General features: G+C 36.1%; 18 protein-coding genes and 1 pseudogene. 17 read left to right on the top strand and 2 right to left on the bottom strand.

Annotation, left to right across the window (positions count from 1 at the left end; genetic code table 11):
* Positions 1-27: 27 nt before the first annotated feature.
* Positions 28-1,002, bottom strand: a complete 975-nt coding sequence (locus MHH45_RS08785) for an asparaginase (protein ID WP_077294433.1) — start codon at positions 1,000-1,002, stop codon at positions 28-30.
* Between the two features lie 206 nt (positions 1,003-1,208).
* Between MHH45_RS08785 and MHH45_RS08780 the strand changes: the two genes are divergently transcribed.
* From MHH45_RS08780 to MHH45_RS08760, 5 genes are all read left to right on the top strand, one after another.
* A complete protein-coding gene (locus MHH45_RS08780) occupies positions 1,209-1,382 on the top strand; it encodes a DUF5359 family protein (protein ID WP_003196311.1) in 174 nt (57 codons plus the stop codon).
* Positions 1,383-1,515: 133 nt separating this feature from the next.
* The gene (gene cmk, locus MHH45_RS08775; protein WP_016114080.1) at positions 1,516-2,193 is read left to right on the top strand and encodes a (d)CMP kinase; all 678 of its coding nucleotides are present in this window, start codon (positions 1,516-1,518) and stop codon (positions 2,191-2,193) included.
* 354 nt (positions 2,194-2,547) lie between these two features.
* Positions 2,548-3,696: a 30S ribosomal protein S1 gene (gene rpsA / locus MHH45_RS08770; RefSeq protein ID WP_016114081.1), complete on the top strand. Its 1,149-nt coding sequence runs from the start codon at positions 2,548-2,550 to the stop codon at positions 3,694-3,696.
* Positions 3,697-3,708: 12 nt separating this feature from the next.
* The gene (gene fni, locus MHH45_RS08765; RefSeq protein ID WP_016114082.1) at positions 3,709-4,758 is read left to right on the top strand and encodes a type 2 isopentenyl-diphosphate Delta-isomerase; all 1,050 of its coding nucleotides are present in this window, start codon (positions 3,709-3,711) and stop codon (positions 4,756-4,758) included.
* Positions 4,759-4,887: 129 nt separating this feature from the next.
* The gene (locus tag MHH45_RS08760; protein ID WP_016114083.1) at positions 4,888-5,109 is read left to right on the top strand and encodes an ATP-binding cassette domain-containing protein; all 222 of its coding nucleotides are present in this window, start codon (positions 4,888-4,890) and stop codon (positions 5,107-5,109) included.
* A 53-nt stretch (positions 5,110-5,162) separates the two neighbouring features.
* Here the strand turns inward: MHH45_RS08760 and MHH45_RS08755 are convergent, their stop codons facing one another.
* A complete protein-coding gene (locus MHH45_RS08755) occupies positions 5,163-5,297 on the bottom strand; it encodes a YpzI family protein (RefSeq protein WP_016114084.1) in 135 nt (44 codons plus the stop codon).
* A 118-nt stretch (positions 5,298-5,415) separates the two neighbouring features.
* On the opposite strand from MHH45_RS08755, the pseudogene MHH45_RS08750 reads away from it, so the two are divergent.
* The 12 genes and pseudogenes from MHH45_RS08750 (at position 5,416) to MHH45_RS08695 (ending at position 15,849) form a co-directional block, all read left to right on the top strand.
* Positions 5,416-6,026, top strand: a pseudogene (locus MHH45_RS08750) (YphA family membrane protein).
* Positions 6,019-6,912 carry a YIEGIA family protein gene (locus MHH45_RS08745; protein WP_088094154.1) on the top strand — a complete coding sequence of 298 codons (894 nt, stop codon included), beginning with the start codon at positions 6,019-6,021 and terminating at the stop codon, positions 6,910-6,912. Before MHH45_RS08750 ends, MHH45_RS08745 begins: the two are co-directional and overlap by 8 nt.
* Positions 6,909-7,094: a capping complex subunit for YIEGIA gene (locus MHH45_RS08740; protein WP_016114087.1), complete on the top strand. Its 186-nt coding sequence runs from the start codon at positions 6,909-6,911 to the stop codon at positions 7,092-7,094. Before MHH45_RS08745 ends, MHH45_RS08740 begins: the two co-directional genes overlap by 4 nt.
* 124 nt (positions 7,095-7,218) lie before the next feature.
* Complete coding sequence (gene der / locus MHH45_RS08735; protein WP_003206531.1) at positions 7,219-8,529, top strand: ribosome biogenesis GTPase Der; 1,311 nt, start codon at positions 7,219-7,221, stop codon at positions 8,527-8,529.
* A gap of 18 nt (positions 8,530-8,547) precedes the next feature.
* A complete protein-coding gene (locus tag MHH45_RS08730) occupies positions 8,548-9,570 on the top strand; it encodes an NAD(P)H-dependent glycerol-3-phosphate dehydrogenase (protein WP_016114088.1) in 1,023 nt (340 codons plus the stop codon).
* 116 nt (positions 9,571-9,686) lie between these two features.
* Entirely contained in the window at positions 9,687-9,938 is a 252-nt protein-coding gene (locus MHH45_RS08725) for a stage VI sporulation protein F (RefSeq protein WP_140386058.1), read from the top strand.
* 706 nt (positions 9,939-10,644) lie between these two features.
* Positions 10,645-10,848: a DUF2768 domain-containing protein gene (locus MHH45_RS08720; RefSeq protein WP_016114089.1), complete on the top strand. Its 204-nt coding sequence runs from the start codon at positions 10,645-10,647 to the stop codon at positions 10,846-10,848.
* A gap of 109 nt (positions 10,849-10,957) precedes the next feature.
* Positions 10,958-11,668, top strand: coding sequence for a hypothetical protein (locus MHH45_RS08715; protein WP_026008435.1), 711 nt, complete (start codon positions 10,958-10,960; stop codon positions 11,666-11,668).
* A gap of 247 nt (positions 11,669-11,915) precedes the next feature.
* The gene (gene spoIVA, locus MHH45_RS08710; RefSeq protein WP_016114091.1) at positions 11,916-13,394 is read left to right on the top strand and encodes a stage IV sporulation protein A; all 1,479 of its coding nucleotides are present in this window, start codon (positions 11,916-11,918) and stop codon (positions 13,392-13,394) included.
* A gap of 351 nt (positions 13,395-13,745) precedes the next feature.
* Complete coding sequence (locus tag MHH45_RS08705) at positions 13,746-14,018, top strand: HU family DNA-binding protein (RefSeq protein ID WP_001043860.1); 273 nt, start codon at positions 13,746-13,748, stop codon at positions 14,016-14,018.
* A 122-nt stretch (positions 14,019-14,140) separates the two neighbouring features.
* Positions 14,141-14,710 carry a GTP cyclohydrolase I FolE gene (gene folE / locus MHH45_RS08700; RefSeq protein WP_003206523.1) on the top strand — a complete coding sequence of 190 codons (570 nt, stop codon included), beginning with the start codon at positions 14,141-14,143 and terminating at the stop codon, positions 14,708-14,710.
* A 383-nt stretch (positions 14,711-15,093) separates the two neighbouring features.
* Complete coding sequence (locus MHH45_RS08695; protein ID WP_016114092.1) at positions 15,094-15,849, top strand: heptaprenyl diphosphate synthase component 1; 756 nt, start codon at positions 15,094-15,096, stop codon at positions 15,847-15,849.
* Positions 15,850-15,856: the final 7 nt, after the last annotated feature.

Below are 15,856 nucleotides of genomic sequence, written 5' to 3'. Positions count from 1 at the left end.
CTGTCGAATTTTTCGACAGCTTATTTTTTAATTGTGCATAAACATTTGCTGGATTTTATCTTTAGAATGAGTACATTCTAAAGCAACAAGTAGTTTAATACGAGCTTTTTGGGCATTTAAACCGTATGTGAAAACAATTCCCATATCTTTTAATTGTTTTCCTCCACCCTCATAGGAATATACGTCTTGGACAATTCCATTAAAGCAGCGGGAAACGAGAACAATTGGAATTCCTTTAATTATTAAGCGCTGTAAACTAGAAAGCGTTCGTGGTGGTAAATTACCTTGACCAAGTGCTTCGATTACAATCCCATCGACCGGTAGGTTTTCAATTGCTGCTAATAATGTATCATCCATACCAGCGTATGCCTTTAACACAACAACATTTTTAGAAATTTGCCCAACCATGTATGTTTCATGATGGACGAGAGCGTGATGGAAGACAACGCCGCGTTTTGTCACCATACCGATTGGTCCGTATTGAGGGCTTTGGAATGTTGCAACATTACTTGTATGTGTTTTTGTTACATTTGTTGCACAGTGAATTTCGTCGTTTAACACGACAAGAACACCTTTTCCAAGCGCTTCGCTGCTACTTGCAACCTTTACAGCTGATAAAAAGTTATATAAGCCGTCAGCACCCAATTCATTGCTAGAGCGCATTGCACCTGTTACAACGATTGGAATGTTCGCTTGTACAGTTAAATCTAAAAAGTATGCGGTTTCCTCTAATGTATCTGTACCATGTGTAATGACAACACCATGGATATCTTCATGTTTTACTCTTTCGTCAATGATGATTTGTAATTGTAACATCTCGCTAGGAGTCATATGAGGAGATGGAAGATGAAAGACATCTTCAACAATTAAATCAATATCATCCGTTAAATTTGGAATGAATTTTAAAAGAGGATTTTGTTCCCCTGGTTGTACAACCCCAGTTTCTTTATCTTCCTCCATTGCGATTGTTCCACCTGTGTGTAAAACTAGGATTTTTTTCAATGCTTATACCCCTTTCTAGTCAAAAAATACATTTAGAACATACCATGTTTTTACTAGATTCGACAATGGAAATGTATAAAAGTTTGTATTAGAAATGAAAATAAAGTTGACTACTTTATATTGGAAATAATTAAAGGGAATGGATTCTTAATTTTTTTATTGTGAGTTGTTAGAATGAGTGAGAAAAATGAAAAGAGGATATTTCTTTGAAAAAAATTGAGGGAGCTTTAATTCGTATATTATTGATTCAATTTATTTGTCTCTGCATTATTCAATTGCTTTTCATGCAAGAATCCACAGTGAAATATTTATCAAAAATCGTTTATTATGAAGGAGTTACAAGTGAAAATATAACTGATATTTTACAAGTCAATAAGTAGTTTTCATTTTCTTCTAGTGAGGATTGTGCTACAATAATTGAGGATTTAATCGGTATGAAACAAGTGTAGAGAAGCAGGGGATTTGTACCTGCTTTTCATTTTGTTTTATAAGTGAAAAAAATGAGGTGTTACAGTGGATAAACGAATTTCAATTGCGATAGATGGTCCAGCAGCTGCTGGAAAAAGCACAGTTGCAAAGATTGTTGCGAAAGAACTTTCTTATGTCTATATTGACACAGGTGCAATGTATCGTACGCTTACATACGCTGCGCTGGAACAAAATGTAGATATTGAAAATGAAGAAAGTTTAATGGAAGTTTTAAAAAATGTGAATATTGATTTTCAGCAAGGTGAAAATACACAACTAGTTTTCTTAAACGGCAAGGATGTATCTGAAGCGATTCGTACACCGAATGTAACAAATCGCGTATCAATTGTTGCCAAGCATCGTCTTGTTCGCGAAGAGATGGTGCGCCGCCAACAAGCTCTAGCAGAAAAGGGCGGGGTGGTAATGGATGGTCGTGATATTGGTACGCATGTGCTACCTAATGCGGAAGTGAAGATTTTTATGCTTGCTTCTGTTCAAGAGAGAGCGGAGCGTAGACACCTTGAAAATACGAAGAAAGGCTTCGCTTCTAGTTTGGAGCAATTGAAAAAAGAAATTGCCAAGCGTGATAAATTAGATTCAGAGCGCGAAGTTTCTCCGTTAAAAAAAGCGGATGATGCATTGGAGTTAGACACAACTTCTTTATCAATTGAAGAAGTTGTCCAAAGAATTATGGATATTGTTTCTGGAGCGTTTGCAAAATAAAGAAAGAGGGAATCCTCTTTCTTTTTTTATTTTAAAAATATTAGTATAACAGAGAATAGTGAAACACTTTCCTTGACAAATAAGTCAATTTGTAAGAAGTTAGTAAAAGAAGAGGAACTGTCAGAATATATTCGCTATTATATTTTAAAACATACTTTATTCAAGGAGATTTTGCTGTATACTATTTATATAGGCTTCTATATCTTCTATGAAGTGTATAGCAAAAAATAGGTTGTTGTATGTATTGGAAGCGAGTATATGCTAAAAATTTCTTATAACATGCAAATGAAAACATTTGTTTTCATTTCGTATATACATAAAAAAGCTTTGTCAATTCTGTAGGGAGGTATTTCCATGGTAGAAAAAATGAATGAAGAAGTTGTGGATTCAAAAGCATTACAAGTGGGTGACGTTGTTACAGGTTCTGTAACAAAGGTTGAAGAAAAACAAGTTCTTGTAAATGTTGGATACAAAACAGATGGCGTTATTCCGATTAGTGAATTAGCTAACGTTCATATTGAAAAAGCGAGCGATGTTGTAAAATTAGATCAAAATCTTGAATTAAAAGTTATTAAATTAGAAGATGATGATCTTGTATTATCGAAACGTGCTGTTGATGCAGAAAAAGCATGGGTAGAGTTGCAAGAAAAATTCACTTCAGGTGAAGTTTTTGATGTTACTGTAAAAGATATTGTGAATGGTGGTTTAGTTGTGGATCTTGGTGTCCGTGGATTTATTCCAGCTTCACTTGTAGAAATGCATTATGTAGAAGATTTTACTGATTATAAAGGAAAAACATTAGCGGTGAAAATTGTTGAATTAGATCGTGAAAAAAATCGTGTTATTCTTTCACATAAAGCAGTTGTAGAACAAGAATTAGAATCAAAGAAAAAAGAAGCGATTTCTTCTTTAAAAGAAGGAGACGTTGTGGAAGGTACAGTTCAGCGATTAACTGACTTTGGTGCTTTTGTGAATGTTGGTGATGTAGATGGTTTAGTACACATTTCACAAATTTCTCATGACCGCGTTGAACAGCCTTCTGATGTGTTAACACAAGGACAAAGTGTAAAAGTCAAAGTATTATCGGTTGATGCAGATACGCAGCGTATTTCTTTATCGATTAAAGCGGCTCAGCCAGGACCTTGGGAAAACGTTTCTGCTGAAGTTAAAGCGGGTGATATTCGAGAAGGTATAGTGAAACGAATTGTTACATTTGGTGCTTTCGTTGAAATTTTACCAGGTGTAGAAGGACTTGTGCATGTATCACAAATTGCAAATCGTCACGTAAAAAATCCAAATGAAGTATTAGAAATGGGACAAGAAGTGAAAGTGAAAGTACTTGAAGTACATGCAGCAGAAAAACGCATTTCTTTAAGTATAAAAGAAGCTGTTGAAGAAAATAATGAAACAGAAGATTATAGCCAATATGAGCCGACTTCTGAGTCTGCAACTTTCCAATTTAGTGATATTATTGGTGAACAACTGAAAAAATTAAAGAAATAAAGAGGGGTACAAGTGGTAAGGGCAAAACGAAAATTAGAACATATTGAATACGCTCTTTCCACCGGACAGTCTCGTATACATGGCTTTCATGACATTGCTTTTGTCCATCAAAGCTTGCCAAATTCAAGTTATGAAAGCATTACATTTGAAACGGAAATCGGCGAACTTTCATTAAGTTCGCCGATTTTTATCAATGCGATGACTGGTGGTGGTGGAGATCACACATTACATATTAATGAACAGTTAGCACACGTGGCTAAGCATCACAACCTTGCGATGGCTGTTGGTTCTCAAATGGCTGCGTTAAAAGATGAAACAGAAGCATCTTCTTATCGAATTGTTCGAAAGGTAAATCCAAATGGAATCGTTTTTGCAAATTTGGGTAGTGAAGCGAGCGTTGAACAGGCAAAACGAGCGGTTGATATGGTTGAAGCGAATGCTTTGCAAATTCATTTGAATGTCATTCAAGAACTAACGATGCCAGAAGGTGATCGGGATTTTACAGGCGTATTAGAGCGGATTGAACAAATTGTTACAAGTTCTCCGGTTCCAGTTATAGTAAAAGAAGTAGGTTTTGGTATGAGTAAAGAAACGGTACAGCAGCTAACTAATGTTGGTGTTACGGCTGTAGATGTTGGTGGTTATGGTGGCACAAATTTTGCTGCAGTTGAAAATGAGCGAAGGAAGCGAATGCTTTCTTATTTTAACGATTGGGGCATTCAGACGGCAGCTTCAATCATAGAAGCATCCTCTACAAATAAAAACCTCTCTCTTATTGCATCTGGTGGTATACAAACTGCACTGGATATAGCAAAAGCGATTGCCCTGGGGGCACAGGCGACTGCTTTTGCCGGATATTTTTTACGTATATTGATGAATGATGGTACCCAGAAATTAATGGATGAAATAGAACTTTTACATACAGATTTACAATTTATAATGACGGCTCTTGGAGCGAGAACACTCTCTGAGCTTCAGCGAGTGCCGCTTATTGTGAAGGGTGATACGTATCATTGGTTATCGCAACGTGGGATTGATACGATGCGCTATAGCAATAGGTAATGTTTTTTAAGTTTTTTTGCAGGTTATTTATAAATCAGAATAAGATAAGAATAAAAAATCAACCGTTCGGTTGATTTTTTTTTTGTACCCGCCTTGTACAATGAAGAGGAAAGGGGAAGATGGAATGAAATGAATAAGATTATTGAAGTGGATAAAGTAATGAAGTGCTATGAAACTTTTAAAGCACTATCTAATATTTCATTTTCTGTATGGGAAGGTGAAATTCTATGTTTTCTTGGTCCGAATGGAGCTGGGAAAAGTACTCTCATTATTAATATATATACTAAGCTCCAAGTTTCTAATCGTGTAGAAGCAATAAAGAAAGCGTTGGAGAATGGATTAATAACATAATGAATTGTGGGAAAATGAAAAAACAGCCGATGTCGGCTGTTTTTTCATTTTGTTTAATGCTGATTTTGCTTGCGAGCTTGCTCTGGTGTATCAAGACTCGTTGCACCAGGATATTGCAATGATTGATCACGATCCGATTCAACGCGGCGTGATTGTTTTAATTTCTTTTCTTGGCGGTCTTTTCCCATCGTTATCTACACCTCCTTAATAGAAAGTGTTGCTGTTATAAGAAAAACTATGCAAAAAGAAGAAAAGGATTAGTTTTTATAAAAAGTTCCCATAATGGAAATGATAGGAGGAGAAAATATGGATGGAAGTTATTTTTATTTTTTAGCGTGGGTGGGCTGGGTTGTTACAACGTTTTTTTTGAAAAAAGATGAAATTCGTTGGAAAGTTAGTGCTGTTATATTAATATTTATTATTTGTTCACAGATAACGGTATCTATTGCTTCTTTCACTGTATCAATAAACGCTCTTATACTCGGTATTATTTCCTTTTTGGGGATTGCTCTATATTCTGTGTGGAAAAAAATGTATGCCTTATTGTCGGCACTTATCATTGCTATGCTATATACAAGCTTTCATTTATTAGAGGTGTATGATCCGATTTGGATTGTTATTGATAGAATTTTTATGTTAAGCGGTACTCTTGTATATGCATCAATTTTATTACATCGAGATCGTCTATTGCGTCTATGTTCTTTATATGCCGGAGCACTACAAGGAGAAATATTGGTAACATTTATTTTTCGCAGGCTTCATTTCCCATACGAATTTGGTGGTTTGACATTCTTTGATATCATTGCTGTTTCTACACTACTGGTTATGATGATGTCTTATATCGCAAAATTATCGGCGTATAGAGGACAATTTAGAAAAAAACATGTAAAAGAAAGGCAAGGGTAATACATGACTGAATATACACCAGCCATTTTATGTGGCGTCATTGCTGGAACAGTAACGCGAATTTTGATGCTTCGTACAGATACGAGGCAGTATCCGACACGTTTACATGGAAAAATCATTCACATTGCTATGGGATTAATTGCAGCAGCTTTAGGAGCAATTGCTATTCCATCCATTTTGAAGAAGGATTTTTCAGCGATTACTTTCTTAACATTAGCTGCGTCTCAATTTCGAGATGTTCGAAATATGGAAAGGAATACACTGCAGCAATTAGATGGGTATGAGCTTGTACCGCGTGGAAACACATATATTGAGGGGATAGCTCTTGTATTTGAAAGTCGCAACTATTTAGCGATGTTAACAGCATTTGTGACAACATTTACATATATAGGGTTTCATTCGTGGATAGCTGGTGTAGTTGCTGGCACAGCGGGATTCTTTATTGCCAAAATATTGATGTCTGGTAAAAGGTTACATGATCTTGTAGACATTGAGCATGTTCCTCTCCACTTTGAGGGAGCAGGACTATATATTGATAATATTTATATTATGAATATTGGATTGCCCGCAAGGCAAGAAGAAATTATGAAGTATGGAATGGGCTTTATTTTAAAGCCTAAGTCTATTGACGCAAGAGTAACAATCTCCAATCTTGGACAACGACAAGCAATCTTGCATGATGTATCGGTTGCATTAGGCATATTTAGAGATTCTGGAACCCCGGCGTTAATCCCCTTAGCTAAGCGCGATTTAGAAGATGGAAGAGTAGGGGTATTTGTACTCCCGCAAGATCAAGATGTAAAAAAAGCGATTGCAGTAATAGGGAATGTACCAACATTAGAAAGTGCGGTTCATATGTCATCAGAGGCCCCAAAAGGAAGGGGAGATATACAATGATGTTAGAAAGCTATATTCTTGCTGTAATTACAACGACGCCAGAAAAGTTTGCTGGGGGAGCACCTTTATTTACTTGTGACTCAAAAGAAGAAATGGAATTTGTAGCAAATAATTTAGAAGCGATTTTAGACGGTATTGCACACCGCTTACAAGAGAATGTATATATTATTGTGAAACATTAGTAACGTGTGTTATAATATGAGATGTTTTGATACGATGAGAAATATTCTGGAATGCAAATCCCTTCTTGCACAAAGAAGGGTTTTTTACATAATAAACAGAAGCAAGTTGAAAGGATGAAATTATATGCCGAAACCAGTAGTGGCAATAGTAGGACGCCCGAACGTAGGGAAATCTACTATTTTCAATAGAATTGTTGGAGAGAGAGTTTCAATTGTAGAAGATATCCCAGGCGTAACGCGAGATCGTATTTATAGTGCGGGAGAATGGTTAAATCATGAATTTAACATTATTGATACAGGTGGAATTGATATTGGAGACGAGCCGTTTTTGACACAAATTCGTCAACAAGCGGAAGTTGCGATTGATGAAGCGGATGTTATCATTTTTATGACAAATGGCCGTGATGGTGTAACAGCTGCAGATGAAGAAGTAGCAAAGATTTTATATCGTTCTAAAAAGCCGGTTGTACTAGCGGTGAATAAGGTTGATAATCCAGAGATGCGTAATGATATTTATGATTTCTATGCATTAGGATTTGGTGAGCCATTCCCAATTTCAGGTACACACGGATTAGGTTTAGGTGATTTATTAGATGAAGCAGCAAAGCATTTCCCTAAGATTGAAGAAGAGGCATATGATGACGAAACAATTCGTTTCTCATTAATTGGGCGTCCAAATGTAGGGAAATCATCACTTGTAAATGCATTGCTTGGTCAAGAGCGTGTAATTGTAAGTAACGTAGCAGGAACGACCCGTGATGCTGTTGATACACCATATAGTAAAGATGGTCAAGATTACGTTATTATTGATACAGCGGGGATGCGTAAAAAAGGGAAAGTATACGAGAGTACTGAAAAGTATAGTGTACTTCGTGCATTGAGAGCGATTGAACGATCTGACGTTGTTTTAGTCGTTTTAGATGGTGAAGAAGGAATTATTGAACAAGATAAAAAAATTGCTGGTTATGCACATGACTCAGGACGAGCAGTTATTATCGTTGTGAATAAGTGGGACGCAGTAAAAAAAGATGAAAAGACAATGAAGGCATTTGAAGAAAATATTCGCGCGCACTTCCAATTCTTGGATTATGCACCGATTGTATTCTTATCTGCGAAAACGAAAAAACGTACACAGACATTATTACCAGTTATTAATGAAGTTAATGAAAGTCATAGTATTCGTGTACAAACAAACGTATTAAACGACGTGATTATGGATGCTGTTGCAATGAATCCAACACCAACGCATAATGGACAACGTTTGAAAATCTTCTACGCAACGCAAGTCGCGGTGAAACCACCAACGTTTGTTGTATTTGTAAATGATCCAGAATTAATGCACTTTTCATATGAGCGCTTCTTAAAGAATCGTTTGCGTGAGTCGTTTGGCTTCGTAGGAACGCCAATCCGAATTATTTCTAGAGCAAGAGACTAATGGAGAGGATGTGATTTTATGAAAAAAATCACAGTAGTAGGAGCAGGTAGCTGGGGCACAGCGTTAGCGATGGTATTAGCTGACAATGGTCATGATGTACGTATTTGGGGAAATCGTTCTGAGCTCATGGATGAAATCAATATGAAACATGAGAACAGCCGGTATCTCCCAGGAATTACATTGCCAAGCACAATCGTAGCCTACTCTTCTTTAGAAGAGGCATTAGTAGATGTAGATACAGTACTTTTAGTCGTGCCAACGAAAGCGTACCGGGAAGTATTGCAAAATATGAAAGAAATTGTTTCACAGCCAATTACTTGGATTCATGCAAGTAAAGGGATTGAACCGGGAACTTCAAAACGTATTTCAGAAATGATTGAAGAAGAAATTCCAGCGCATCTTATTCGTGATGTTGTTGTCCTATCAGGACCAAGCCATGCGGAAGAGGTAGGGCTTCGTCAAGCGACAACTGTTACTTCAGCTGCTAAACGTATGGAATCAGCTGAAGAAGTACAAGACTTGTTTATGAATAGTTATTTCCGAGTATATACGAATCCTGATATTGTCGGAGTAGAGCTCGGTGGGGCATTAAAAAATATTATTGCACTAGCCGCGGGTATAACGGATGGCCTTGGATTAGGTGATAATGCAAAAGCAGCTCTTATGACACGTGGTTTAACGGAAATCGCTCGTTTAGGAAGAAAGATGGGTGGTAATCCATTAACATTTGCTGGTTTAACGGGAATGGGTGACTTGATTGTAACTTGTACAAGTGTCCATAGCCGAAATTGGCGTGCGGGAAATATGCTTGGAAAAGGATATTCATTAGAAGAAGTATTAGATAGTATGGGTATGGTAGTTGAAGGTGTACGAACAACGAAAGCTGCATATGAGATGGCTGAGAAAATGAAAGTTGAAATGCCAATTACGGCAGCGTTATATGATGTACTATTCAATGGAAATAATGTGAAAGATGCAGTAGGGTCATTGATGGGGCGTGTTCGTAAACATGAAGTTGAAGCGATACCTGATTTATTGTAAATAAAAGCTGTATGCGTGAAAAAAGCACGTATACAGCTTTTTGTTTTTCTGGGTTTTTTCACCATTTATTTCTTTTTGCATACGATGGATTGTAACTTGAAGAGAGGGTGAAGAAAATGGATAATAACATTTTCAATAATATTGAAAAAGAAGCGAAAGTAAATAAAGACGATATTTTTAAATTAGCATCATCTGTACAAAATGCAAATTTACGCGATGAGAAAGTACTACGTCAATTAATCCATCAGGTCGCAGTAATGGCAGGGCGAGAGGTACCAAAAGAGCAAGAAGATCAAATTGTAAAAGCGATTGTTAATAATAATATGCCAACAGACTTTAGCTCGTTAAGTAAAATGTTTAAAAAATAAAGCATGCGAAACAAAGGGTTCGAGGATTGCATACGATAGCTATGAAGAAATGGGATTGGGGCTGTTTGTGGGCGTATTTGGTCAACCGAAGCGAAGATGATACATTCGCTTCGGTTTTATTTTTGTTTTTTTATTTACATTTTGATTTTTCAATATATAATTCGCCATTATGAAGAACGAAAGGTGACCTACACTCATTTTATCTATTTGTTTTCACTTGGCATGGACAGGAAGAGGGTCTGACCGCTTCTATGCATGGTCGGATGCTCTCTCCCGCCCGAAAAGAAACGCTTTCTGCCGTTTTTTTCAATTTGTACGTATACATAAATATTCTCCAACATATAAGTCTCAGCTGTGAAAATAAAAGGAAGTCTCCACCCGCTTTCTCCTTCTGTTTTCACTTGGCATGGGGCAGAAAAAGGATCTAACCGCTTCTTAGGCTACTGAAAAAGTCTACTTCATAAGAAAAAGGAGTTCATCACCTACTATATACAGGTAATGGACTCCTTTTTCTTTTCAACATATTGATAAAATTCGTGTTATTTTTTCAAAGTAAACACTTTTTCAGTGCCTTCACCGCTTCTATGTATGGCCGGATGTTCTCTACCAGCTAAAAAGAATGGTCTTATATTATTTTTCTATTTGTTTAAAATTTTTAATTTGTTAAAATAGTATAAAAATAGATTGATAATTAAGGGGTGTGTATATGTCTGAAGGACTTATAAAAATGTGGTTTTCTTTAGGAGCAATGGGATTCATGTTTATTGCAGTAGCTTTTATTTTATTAAGTAGGCATAAAATAAAGAATAAAATTTTGAAAGGTATTACAGCGCTGGTTGCTTATACACTTATGGTTGTATCTGGGATTGTTATTTTTCTCGTTGTATTTAGTGGGCCAGTCGAACAATAAGAATGAATAATCGCCACTCTTTGTTTTCAAATAGATTGTGGGGAGGTAGGTGGAAATGAATAAACAAGATTTAATAGATGTGAGCGAGAAAATAAAGGATGGATTGTCTGTGAAAAAAAACTATATTATTTTAATATTTTGTTGTATAAGCCTTTTGTCAGGATGTATGTATCCTAGAGAAAATATGAAACAGAATGCTGTCCCTTATGAAGATCAGCTGCAAGCTGTACAAAAGGCAGTCAATACATATAAGGAACAAAATAATGGTTTATTACCAATTAAAACGCGTGATATGAGCACACCAATTTATCAAAAATATCCAATTGATTTTCAAAAAATTGCACCACGTTATATACAAGAAGCACCTGGAAATGCATATGAAAGTGGTGGTGTATATCAATATGTATTAGTAGATGTAGAAACAAATCCAACGGTAAAATTAATCGATGTAAGAATGGCAGAACAAATTCGGGATGTTAAGTTGAAATTGCAAATGTATCGTGATGAACATCAATATCCTCCTTTTAAAAAGGTTATTGCAGATGGTGTTTATGAGCTAGATTTCAAAAAGATGGGATATAAAGATGTGCCTCAAGTGACAAGCCCATATTCTGGAAAAGGATTACCGCTTGTAATTAATGAAAAAGGGGAGATTTTTGTTGATTATCGAATGGATTTATATGAAATGTTACAAAAAAACGGAGAAAAGTTGAAAGAAGGGGAAGATATTCGTAATATGCTTTTAAAAGATACACCATTTGTGCCCGCATACTCTTTACCGTATACAGTAAGAAACGGAGAACCAATTTTTTTTAAATGATAAGTCATGAACCTTTCTTCTAGCGAATAAGTTCTAGAAGAAAGGTTTTTTCATGTATTACAACTTATGATGCAAACAAAAAGTTCTTTTTAAATAGTCATATGAATTTAGGACAAAATCATATGATATATTGTCCACACTTCTAGAATATTTTTATGTTATTTCATATGATAGGAGACATCAGTGAAGGATATTGTATGTGAATACAAATTGGATTATTCCCAAAAATTTTGAGGGAGGGAATCACTTGGAAAAGGTCGATATTTTTAAAGATATTGCTGAGCGCACAGGCGGTGATATTTATTTAGGGGTTGTAGGAGCTGTTCGAACAGGAAAATCAACGTTTATTAAAAAATTTATGGAGCTTGTTGTTATTCCGAATATCGAAAATGATTCAGATCGTCAGCGAGCACAAGATGAATTACCTCAAAGTGCTGCTGGACGTACGATTATGACAACAGAACCGAAATTTGTTCCAAACCAAGCGGTTTCCATCCATGTTGATGACGGTCTTGAAGTAAATATTCGATTAGTAGATTGTGTTGGTTATACGGTTCCTGGAGCGAAAGGATATGAAGATGAGAATGGCCCACGCATGATTAATACACCTTGGTATGAAGAACCCATCCCGTTTCATGAGGCTGCTGAAATTGGAACGCGTAAGGTGATTCAAGAACATTCTACTATTGGGGTTGTCATTACAACTGATGGAACGATTGGAGAAATTCCAAGACGAGATTATATAGAAGCAGAAGAACGTGTTATCAATGAATTAAAAGAAGTGGGTAAACCGTTTATCATGATTATTAATACAGTACAGCCGTATCATCCAGATACAGAACAGTTACGTCAAAGTTTATCAGAGGAGCATGATATTCCTGTATTAGCAATGAGTGTGGAGAGTTTAAGAGAAACAGATGTTTACAATGTACTTCGTGAAGCTTTATTTGAATTTCCTGTTTTGGAAGTGAATGTGAATCTACCAAGCTGGGTTATGGTATTAAATGAGGGACATTGGTTACGTCAAAGTTATCAAGAAGCTGTTCAAGAGACAGTTAAAGATATAAAAAGGCTTCGTGATGTAGATCGTGTTGTTTGGCAATTTAGTCAATATGAGTTTATTGATCGAGCGAGTTTAGCTGGGATTGATATGGGGCAGGGCGTTGCAGAGATTGATTTATATGCACCAGATGAATTGTACGATCAAATATTAAAAGAAGTTGTAGGTGTAGAAATTAGAGGGAAAGATCATTTATTAAAGCTTATGCTTGATTTTTCTCATGCAAAAACGGAGTATGATCAAGTTTCAGAGGCTTTAAGAATGGTCAAACAAACAGGATATGGCGTAGCTGCGCCGGCCTTAGCTGATATGAGCCTAGATGAGCCAGAAATTATTCGTCATGGATCGCGATTCGGTGTGAAATTAAAGGCAGTTGCACCGTCTATTCATATGATTAAAGTTGATGTTGAATCTACATTTGAGCCAATTATTGGTACTGAAAAGCAAAGTGAAGAGCTTGTCCGCTACTTAATGCAAGATTTTGAGGATGATCCGCTTTCTATATGGAATTCTGATATCTTTGGACGCTCGCTTAGTTCGATTGTTCGAGAAGGAATTCAAGCAAAATTATCTTTAATGCCTGAAAATGCTCGTTACAAATTAAAAGAAACGCTAGAAAGAATTATTAACGAAGGATCTGGCGGATTGATTGCCATTATTTTATAAGGCCCCCCCTCGAGCAGGGGGTTTTTGCTTTTTTATCCCGCTATTTGCAGGCTGTAAGACTCCAGTCTCAAGATTCAGAGAAAAGTGAGGAAGATAGGCGGAGGGGAGAAAAGAAATAGTCATTATCTAATATTTTGTAGCATATTGTCAAGTTTCATCGTTTTTTCACATTTTCGAGGTAACAATTTCTTTAAAAATATTGAATTATACAGGAGAATCGTATAATATAGGCGTTGATAATGATTTATCTACATCTTTGTAGTATAGAATTTGTAAAAATTGCCTACAAATGAAAGTAAGACTCATTTTATGATCATTATACAGTCTTATCTTTGGGAGGAGGTGAATGGCATGAACAAGACAGATTTAATCAATGCTGTTGCAGAAGCAAGTTCCCTTTCTAAAAAGGACGCAACAAAAGCAGTTGACGCTGTTTTTGATTCTATCTTAGAAGCTTTAAAACAAGGTGATAAAGTACAATTGATCGGATTCGGTAACTTCGAAGTTCGTGAGCGTGCGGCTCGTAAAGGACGCAACCCACAAACTGGTGAGGAAATTGAAATCGCTGCAAGTAAAGTACCTGCATTCAAACCTGGTAAAGCGTTAAAAGATGCGGTTAAATAATCCTTACATATTAACAGGGAAGAAGAGTTTCCTTTTTGGAAACTCTTCTTTTTGCTTTTAAAATCATAAATATGCTAGAATGTGTTCGTATCACTTTTAGGTTTTTCGGGAGGGTTAAGCGGATGGCAAAAGTTAACTTAGAACAAATCGAGCAAGCAGTGCGTCTTATTCTAGAGGCAATTGGAGACGATCCAAATCGTGAGGGAGTACTTGATACACCGAAACGTGTTGCGAAAATGTATGCAGAAGTATTTTCAGGTATGCATGAAGATCCAAAGGAGCATTTGCATAAAGTGTTTGGAGAAGAGCACGAGGAGCTTGTATTAGTAAAAGATATTCCATTTTATTCGATGTGTGAGCACCATCTTGTTCCGTTTTACGGAGTTGCTCATGTTGCATATATTCCACGTGGTGGAAAAGTAACAGGTTTAAGTAAATTAGCTCGTACTGTAGATACAATTGCACGTCGTCCACAACTTCAAGAACGTATTACGTCAACAGTGGCTAATTCTATTATGGAAGTGCTAGAACCACATGGTGTTATGGTAGTTGTTGAAGCGGAGCATATGTGTATGACAATGCGCGGTGTGAAAAAGCCTGGTGCAAAAACGGTAACTACAGCAGTGCGCGGTGTGTTAGAAAATGATGCAGCGGCACGTAGCGAAATTTTGTCTTTTATTAAGGCAAAGTAAAGGAAAGCGGGAAACTGCTTTTCTTTTTTATTTATATTATTTTACTTTTGATTCCGGTTGTTTGTAGGAAGTACTGTCTGTATCCAACAAAACTAGGTGGGGATTACTGCCTGTGAAATCTAAATTCTTATAATGAGCAAGGAGAGATGAGAATTCCATTTTAATGTGTGTTTATGGAGTGAGAGATATAGTCTTTAAAAAATTACATATATTTTGATAGCTGTCCATAAACTTATAGGTGAATGAGTTTTTGTTTTTTATGCGTATTGTATGAATAGAAATCTAACGTATGGTTTATCTTGATTCCCCAAGTTTTGGTTATAGAAAATAGAATGTATGTGTTATAATAGGTTTTATGAATTAGAAAACAAGGGTGATTTTTTGTGTGTGACATCTACGGAGGGTATGCGGATATAAAGGAGCAGTTGCTATCAAAACTGCGCCATCCTTATTTTATAAACTATATTGAAGAACCATTTATTGATGAAGAAAAGGTAGTGCTTTTATACGCTGCTTTAAAAAATGCAAATTTACATAAAGAACAAATTGATCACTATGTTTTAACGATTATGCTTGTACAAATCGCTCTTGATACACATGAAAAAGTATCAAACAAAGCAGATGAAGAAGCAAGTGGATTTCATAAGCGTCGTCAGCTTACAGTACTTGCAGGTGATTACTATAGTGGATTGTATTATTATTTACTTTCAATGAATTGTGATATTGTATTAATTCGTGCACTTGCCGAAGGGATTAAAGAAATTAATGAACATAAAATTATGTTATATCAGAGGGCATATGAAACAGCTGATGAAGTAGTCAAAAGTGTTATGACAATCGAATCGGCACTTTTACAAAAAACATGTGATCATTTTCATTTATCACATTGGAAACCGTTTATAGCGTATATGCTAGGGAATAAGCGTCTTCAAAAAGAGTATCAATTGCATGCTAAAAGAAAAACTGCACCTGTTTTTCAAGCGGTTCAAGCAACTCTATCAAATGATGATGACAGAAATGTGGAAACGGTCTTTACAGAGTGGTTGAAAAAAATGGATGAACAAGAAAAATCATTTCTTCAAAGCCATAAAGAAATTGATGAGATAGTTTCCGCATTACAAGATAAATTGAAAACATAAGCAATTT

The organism is Bacillus sp. FSL K6-0042, from assembly GCF_038006685.1.
Classification (GTDB): Bacteria; Bacillota; Bacilli; order Bacillales; family Bacillaceae_G; genus Bacillus_A; species Bacillus_A pseudomycoides.
The sequence above is the reverse complement of the archived record's forward strand: the minus strand, read 5'-3'. Positions and strand labels throughout refer to the sequence as shown.